1 protein-coding gene is annotated in these 413 nt (G+C 61.3%); it reads left to right on the top strand.

The annotated features are described in order from the left end of the window. Positions 1–50: 50 nt before the first annotated feature. Positions 51–413 (top strand): NAD(P)/FAD-dependent oxidoreductase (locus tag GV818_RS33875; RefSeq protein ID WP_161778762.1); only part of this gene is annotated, 363 nt, incomplete at its 3' end.

The raw sequence follows: 413 nt of genomic DNA, 5'->3' as shown, positions 1-413 counted from the left end.
GGCTTATGCTCCGTCAAATTTTTCTAACATGAATAATCAGGATTAATCACATGAGCGCCCCGGATCCGCGCAGCCAGCACACCGCTTCTTATTACGCCGCCAGCAGTCTGCCGCAGCCCGATCATCCGGTGCTGCAAGGTGAGCATGTGGCTGATGTGTGCGTGGTGGGCGGCGGCTTTTCCGGCCTGAACACGGCGCTGGAGCTGGCCGAGCGCGGCATGAGCGTGATTGTGCTCGAAGCGCACAAGATCGGCTGGGGCGCCAGCGGACGCAATGGCGGGCAACTGATTCGCGGCGTCGGCCACGGGCTTGAGCAGTTTGAGGGGATCATCGGCAAGGACGGTGTGCGGCAAATGAAGTTGATGGGCCTGGAGGCGGTGGAAATCGTGCGCCAGCGGGTCGAACGCTACAAC

The organism is Pseudomonas sp. Fl4BN1, assembly GCF_009908285.1.
Lineage (GTDB): Bacteria > Pseudomonadota > Gammaproteobacteria > Pseudomonadales > Pseudomonadaceae > Aquipseudomonas.
The sequence above is the reverse complement of the archived record's forward strand: the minus strand, read 5'-3'. Positions and strand labels throughout refer to the sequence as shown.